Below are 6,826 nucleotides of genomic sequence, written 5' to 3'. Positions count from 1 at the left end.
GGCTTCGCGGGCGCCCGCGCCACCGGTACACCCGCGTCCGGAACATCCGGAATGGCCACGTCCGCCATGGCGGCCGTCATCTCCGCCTTCACGTCATGGGACAGCTTCAGCTTCAGCCGGGGATCCGGCGCGGTGGGGTTGATGGCGGGGAGCACCCGCACCCGCGCCCGAAGGCCGCGCTGCACCTGCACCGTCACCGACGCCGTCAGCTTCCAGAGGAAGCCGCTCTCCTCGCTGAAGAGGTTCCAGGACTCGTTGGCGTAGGTGACGTGCGAGACGAGGGTGTAGGCGCCCTCCTCCACGGTGAGCACCGCGAGCCGGTGCACTCCGGGGCCGTTGAGCTTGTCCAGGCCGGGGATGGCCAGGGGCTGGCCGTTGACGAGGAAGTCCGCCTCCACCAGCTTGTAGCCCCGCGACGTGCCCGCTCCGGGGAGGCCCTCGAAGGAGATGACGATCTCCGGCGGCGGCGTCTTCACCAGTGCCTGGAGCTGCCGGTCCAGGTCCTCGCGCGCCCGCTGCTCCACGGCGGAAGGCTCCGCCGCGCGCGCGGAGGTGGCGAGCAGGGCCATGAAAACAAGAAGGGGGACTTGAGCGGAGATGGCGGCCACGGCGGCTCACAGCATCGCACAACCCGGCGGCTCCGCGAGTTGTCCGCCACCCGGGCTGACGGCCAGCCAACCCTCGGCCGCCTTCCCTCCCCTGTCCATGTATCAGGCTGTTTCAGGAGTGAAGGGACTTGTAGCTCCCATGCGGCGAGGTTTTCTGGCGCCGCGCGTTCCAGCTACCCACGAGGGCCGCATTGGCGCTACGCCTACGGGTATGACCGACTTCCAGTTCCAGGACATGCTGCCGCTGGGCAAGGACGAGACGCCGTACCGGCTGCTCTCCAAGGACCACGTCTCCACCTTCGAAGCTGGCGGCCGCACCTTCCTCCAGGTCGCGCCCGAGGCGCTCACCCTGCTCACCCGCGAGGCCATGCGCGACATCGCGCACCTGCTGCGCCCCGGACACCTGAAGCAGCTCTCCCACATCCTCGAGGACCCCGAGGCGTCGTCCAACGACCGCTTCGTGGCGCTGGAGCTGCTGAAGAACGCCAACATCGCCGCCGGCGGCGTGCTGCCCTCCTGCCAGGACACGGGCACCGCCATCGTCATGGGCAAGAAGGGCCAGTACGTCATCACCGGTGGCAATGACGAGGAGGCCATCTCCCGCGGCGTGTTCGACACGTACCAGACGTCGAACCTGCGCTACTCCCAGATGGCGCCGCTGGACATGTACAAGGAGGTCAACACCGGCAACAACCTGCCCGCGCAGATCGAGCTCTACGCGACGGACGGTGACGCCTACAAGTTCCTCTTCATGGCGAAGGGCGGCGGCTCCGCCAACAAGAGCTACCTGTTCCAGGAGACGAAGGCGCTGCTCAACCCGCAGAGCCTGCTGAGCTTCGTGGACGCGAAGGTGCGCGCGCTGGGCACCGCGGCCTGTCCGCCGTACCACCTGGCCATCGTCGTGGGCGGCACCTCCGCCGAGTACGCGCTGAAGACGGCCAAGTACGCCTCCGCGCGCTACCTGGATTCGCTCCCCACCGAGGGCAACAACCTGGGCCGCGGCTTCCGCGACGTGGCGCTGGAGCAGGAGATCCTCAAGCTCACGCAGCGCACCGGCATTGGCGCGCAGTTCGGCGGCAAGTACTTCTGCCATGACGTGCGCGTCATCCGCTTGCCCCGCCACGGCGCGTCCTGCCCGGTGGCCATCGCGGTGTCGTGCTCGGCGGACCGGCAGATTCTGGGGAAGATCACGAAGGACGGCATCTTCCTGGAGCAGCTGGAGGCCGACCCGGCGAAGTACCTGCCCGAGACGACGGACAGCCAGCTGGGCGGCGAGGTGGTGAAGATCGACCTCAACCGCCCCATGAGCGAGATTCGCGCCGAGCTGTCGCGCTACCCCATCAAGACGCGCCTGATGCTCAGCGGCCCGCTGGTGGTGGCGCGCGACATCGCCCACGCGAAAATCAAGGAGCGCCTGGACGCCGGCGACGGCATGCCCCAGTACCTCAAGGACTATATGGTCTACTACGCGGGCCCGGCGAAGACGCCGGAGGGCTATGCCTCGGGCTCCTTCGGCCCGACGACGGCCGGTCGCATGGACGCGTACGTGGACCAGTTCCAGGCCGCGGGCGGCAGCTTCGTGATGCTGGCCAAGGGCAACCGCTCCCCCGCCGTCACCGAGGCCTGCAAGAAGCACGGTGGCTTCTACCTGGGCTCCATCGGCGGCCCGGCGGCGCGGCTGGCCAAGGACTGCATCACGAAGGTGGAGGTGCTCGAGTACGCCGAGCTGGGCATGGAGGCCGTCTGGAAGATTGAGGTGGTGGACTTCCCGGCCTTCATCGTCGTGGACGACAAGGGCAACGACTTCTTCGCCAACATCAACAAGCCGTCGGCGGCGAAGAAGGCCTGAGCGGGAGCCCCCCGCCCCTGACGCTCAGGGCCGAGGCGGCTCCCCTGCCGTGGGAGCCGCGGGCGGGGCGCGCCGCTTCGGGATGATGGAGCGGCGCGGCCCCTTGAGGGCCACACCCAGCAGCATGGTGGCGGGGAGCAGCATTCCCAGCCCCTGCGTGAGGTTGTCAGGGGGCTTCACGATGGCCCCTGACACCAGGACGGCGAACAGCAGGCCACAGACGAGCCGGACGGCGAGAGCGTTCACGCCTCCAGCCTAGACAGTCCGTGGCCGCTGTCCACCGGCCCCGTACCGCGGGGCTACCAGATCTTGACGCGCTGCTCGGACGGCAGCCAGTTGCCGTCGCCCTGCTTCACGCCGAAGGCCTCGTAGAACTCCGGCATGTTCCGGACCACGCCGTTGACGCGGTACTGCGGCGGCGAGTGGGGGTCCGTCAGCAGCATCTGCCGCATGGCGTCGTCCCGGTACAGGCCGCGCCAGATCTGCCCCCAGCCCAGGAAGAAGCGCTGGTCGCCCGTGAAGCCGTCGATGACGGGCGGCGTCTGGCCCTGGGTGGACAGCTTGTAGGCCTGGTACGCCACGGTGAGGCCGCTCAGGTCGCCGATGTTCTCCCCCAGCGTGAGCTTGCCGTTGACGCTCATGGCCTCCAGCGGGCTGAAGCCGCTGTACTGCTCCACCAGCATGTTGGTGCGCTGCTCGAAGCCCGTCTTGTCCTCGGGCGTCCACCAGTCGCGCAGGTTGCCGTCGCCGTCGGAGCGGCTGCCCTGGTCGTCGAAGCCGTGGCTGAACTCGTGGCCGATGACGCCGCCAATGGCGCCGTAGTTCGTCGCGTCGTCCGCCTCCGGGTTGAAGAACGGCGGCTGGAGGATGGCGGCCGGGAAGACAATCTCGTTCATCGTGGAGCTGTAGTAGGCATTCACCGTCTGCGGCGTCATGCCCCACTCCTCGCGGTCAATGGGCTTGCCCAGCTTGCCCACCGCGCGCTGGTGCTCGAACAGCTCGCCCCGGCGGACGTTGCCCACCAAATCACCGGCGACGATGTCCAACGAGGCGTAGTCCCGCCACTTGTCCGGGTAGCCAATCTTCACGCCGAACTTCTCCAGCTTGGCCTGGGCCTGCGCCTTGGTGGCGGGGCTCATCCAGTCCAGTCCGTCGATGCCCTTGCGGAAGGCCTCGCGCAGGTTGGCCACCAGCTCCTGCATGCGCTTCTTGGAGTCGGGGCTGAAGTGGCGCTCCACGTAGAGCTGGCCCACGGCCTCGCCGACGACTTCGTTCACCTGGGCCACGCCGCGCTTCCAACGCGGGCGGTTCTCCTCCAGGCCCTGGAGCGTCTTGCCCCGGAACTCGAAGTGCGCCTGCTCGAAGGCGCTGCTGAGCAGCGGGGCGCGGGTGTCCAGCACCTTCAGCGTCAGGTACTGCTTGATGACCGGCAGCGGCGTGGACTTCAGCAGCCCGCCCAGGGCCTGCATGTAGTCCGGCTGACGGACGATGACGGAGGGCGTGGCCTCCGCGCCGGACGCCTTGAGGAAGCGGTCCCAGGAGAAGCCCGGCGTCAGCGCGTCCAGCTCCGCGACCGTCTTGGGGTTGTACGTCTTCTCGCGGTCGCGGTTGCGCGCCCGGTCCCACTGCTTCGCGGCCAGCGCCGTCTCGAACGCCATGACGTCCTGGGCGGCCTGCTTCGCGTTCTTCTCACCGGCCAGCGTGAGCAGCTTCTCAAGGTAGGCCACGTACGCGGCGCGGACCTCGACGAAGCGCGGCTCCTGCTTGGTGTAGTAGTCCCGGTCCGGCAGGCCCAGGCCCAGCTGCGTGGCGTAGACGGTGTAGCGCGTGGCCTGCTTCTGGTCCTGGCCCACGAAGATGCCGAACGGCGCCGGCACGCCTTCGCGCAGCAGCGTCGCGAACAGCTCCGGCAGCGCGTCCGCGCGCTTCACGGCCTTCACGCGCGCCAGCTCGTCGCTCACCGGCTTCAGGCCCAGCGACTCGATGTGCTGGGTGTCCATGAAGCTGTTGTACAGGTCCCCCACCTTCTGCGCGGTGGAGCCGGGGTGGCGCTCCTTCGCGGCGGCGGACTCCTCGATGATGGCGCGCATGGCCAGCTCGGCCTTGTCCGCCAGCTCGATGAAGGTGCCGTACCGGGCGCGGTCCGCGGGGATGGACGTCGTCTTCAGCCAGTTGCCGTTGACGAACGTGTAGAAGTCGTCCTGCGGCCGGACGCCACGGTCCAGGTGCTTCAGCTCCACGCCCAGCGAACGCACGGCCTGCGTGGAGGCGGCCTGAGCGGCGGGCACGGCCGGAGGCGGCGCGTCGTCGGCGGGGGGCGGCTGCGGCGTGGTGGCACAGCCGGTGAGGAGCAGGGTGCCCAGGGCGCTGCGGGCCCAGGCACGGCGGGAGAAGGTCTTCAGGGGGCTCAATGCGGCTCCGAGAGAAGTGAGGGGCGGCGGATGCTGCCAGACGCGGAGGGTCGTCGTCCCTCCGGGCAGGCAGGAAGAACATCCGGGCGCGTACCCTATTCCATGGAGCGGGCCCCACCCCCACCTTCCGTGCGGTGGGGCCCCTCGTAGCGCGCGCTAGCGCTGCGGCTGGCCCAGCACGGGCGCCGGTACAGGCGCGGGCGTAGGCGCTGGTACAGCGGGAGTCACCGTCACCGCGACGTCCTGGGCCAGCGCGTCCACGTCGTGGAAGCCCTTGGCGCTCACCTCGGCGCCGCGGAACAGGGCCCAGCCCGGCAGGCCGCGCTGGTAGGCGCGCGTCATGTGCCAGAGCTGAAGTCCACTGTTGGACACGAACAGGTACATGGACCGCTTCGGGTTCCAGGGGTTGGGCAGCGCCACGGCCAGGCCATCATCCGGGCGGCCGTACGTCTTGCCCTGCCAGCGGAAGTAGCGCCGGCCCAGCTCCACGGGGGGCTGCTTCTCGGCCGCCAGCCGCGCCAGCAGCGCGTTGTCCTCCGCGCCGCCGAAGAGGACCAGGTCCCGGTCCGCCAGCTCCGCGTCCGTCACCTCGGCGTCCGGCTTGATGGGCATCAGGTACTCCACGAACGCGTCCGCCAGCACCTCGCGGTAGCCCAGCGCCAGCGTGCGCATGGACTCCGTCTGGCGCGCCGTGCCGTGGACCAGGAGCAGCTTCTCCCAGGCGTCGAGCTGGTTCGACAGCGTCTGGTGGTGCTCGCGCGGCACTGGAATGTCATTGCCGGCGTTGAACACCACGCGGACGGGCGGCTCCGCCGTGCGGAAGGTGAACGTCTCGTTGAGGCCCTTCACCTCCACGCGCTCCAGCGTGGCGCCCTTCGCGGTGCGCACCTCCACCTGCGTGACGAAGTGCCAGGGGCGCGAGCCGGGCTGCTCCACCTTCAGCGTCACCTCGTAGCCGTCCTTCACCCGCGCGGCGCTGGCGCGGATGCGCGGCTGTGGCAGCCCCGTCTGCTCCACCCACTGCGACACGAGGAGGCCCACGTCCCGGCCGGTGGCCTCCAGCACCGCGCGCTTGAAGTCCGCGGTGGTGACGTTCTTGTTGGCGTAGCGGCCATGCAGGGCGTTCATCGCCTTGGAGAAGGGGGCGTTGCCCAGCAGCAGCCGCAGCTGGTGCAGCAGGAAGGTGCCCTTGATGCGCGGCAGCAGGTAGGCGCCGTAGCGGCCGTAGTCCGTCTTCGCGGCGGCGGGCACCACGTCCGCCTCGCGCGAGGTGGTGAAGAGGTAGCGCGCGTTGAGGTCGGCCAGCGCGTCGCGCTGGTACTCGAAGGCCTTGTCGGACGTGTCCGCGCCGGCCGGCAGGTCCTTGAGCAGCTTCCAGTACGCGGCGGTGCCGCTGACCAGCCAGTTCTCCCCATCCGTCGCGGGGAACACGGTGTTGGCCCACAGCAGGGGCCTGCCGAAGACGAACGCGTCCTTCACCTTCGACACGTCGCGCTTGAGCGCGGCGGGCTCGGCGGGAGGCGTCCAGCCCTTGCGAGCGGCCTCCAGCTTCTCCGCCACGACGACGGGGCTGAAGGCCGTGTAGCCCAGCGACAGGTGCGGCGTGGCGCCGGGCAGGTCGGGAATCCACCGGCCGCCCACCATCTTCTCGCGCAGCGTCGTCTTGCCGTAGTGGGCCAGGAACATCAGCTTCTGGGCCATCTCCGACGTGGTGACCTTGCCATCACACGCGTGCGGCCGGTTGATGGGGCTGGAGGCCAGCATCCGGATGGCGGTGTCCAGGTCGAAGCCCTTCTTGCCGTGCTTCGCGTAGTACTCCTGGAAGGCGATGTCGCGGTTCCAGGTGTTGAAGGCCAGGTCCACCGGGGCGTTGTCCGGGTTGGGCACGTACTCCTTGCGCACCTCCAAATCCCGGTTGTTGTTGTTGGCCCAGATGAAGTCCTTGAGGTTGCCCGGTG

General features: G+C 69.2%; 3 protein-coding genes and 2 pseudogenes. 1 reads left to right on the top strand and 4 read right to left on the bottom strand.

Going from position 1 to position 6,826, the window contains the following annotated elements; all coding sequences use genetic code 11:
• A pseudogene (locus G4D87_RS30840) lies at positions 1-569 on the bottom strand (OmpA family protein); the annotation flags it as partial.
• 250 nt (positions 570-819) lie between these two features.
• On the opposite strand from G4D87_RS30840, the gene G4D87_RS30835 reads away from it, so the two are divergent.
• Positions 820-2,457 carry a fumarate hydratase gene (locus tag G4D87_RS30835; RefSeq protein ID WP_205507781.1) on the top strand — a complete coding sequence of 546 codons (1,638 nt, stop codon included), beginning with the start codon at positions 820-822 and terminating at the stop codon, positions 2,455-2,457.
• Between the two features lie 24 nt (positions 2,458-2,481).
• On the opposite strand, the gene G4D87_RS30830 is transcribed toward G4D87_RS30835, so the two are convergent.
• The 3 genes and pseudogenes from G4D87_RS30830 to G4D87_RS30820 form a co-directional block, all read right to left on the bottom strand.
• Positions 2,482-2,703, bottom strand: a complete 222-nt coding sequence (locus G4D87_RS30830) for a hypothetical protein (protein ID WP_163786277.1) — start codon at positions 2,701-2,703, stop codon at positions 2,482-2,484.
• A gap of 53 nt (positions 2,704-2,756) precedes the next feature.
• Positions 2,757-4,868 carry a M13 family metallopeptidase gene (locus G4D87_RS30825; RefSeq protein WP_163786276.1) on the bottom strand — a complete coding sequence of 704 codons (2,112 nt, stop codon included), beginning with the start codon at positions 4,866-4,868 and terminating at the stop codon, positions 2,757-2,759.
• A 156-nt stretch (positions 4,869-5,024) separates the two neighbouring features.
• Positions 5,025-6,826, bottom strand: a pseudogene (locus tag G4D87_RS30820) (hypothetical protein); the annotation flags it as partial.

The organism is Myxococcus vastator (genome assembly GCF_010894475.1).
Lineage (GTDB): Bacteria > Myxococcota > Myxococcia > Myxococcales > Myxococcaceae > Myxococcus > Myxococcus vastator.
The sequence above is the reverse complement of the archived record's forward strand: the minus strand, read 5'-3'. Positions and strand labels throughout refer to the sequence as shown.

Excerpts from the sequence above, each read along its gene's own strand:
- G4D87_RS30835 (WP_205507781.1), top strand. The coding sequence starts at position 820 with ATGACCGACTTCCAGTTCCAGGACATGCTGCCGCTGGGCAAGGACGAG.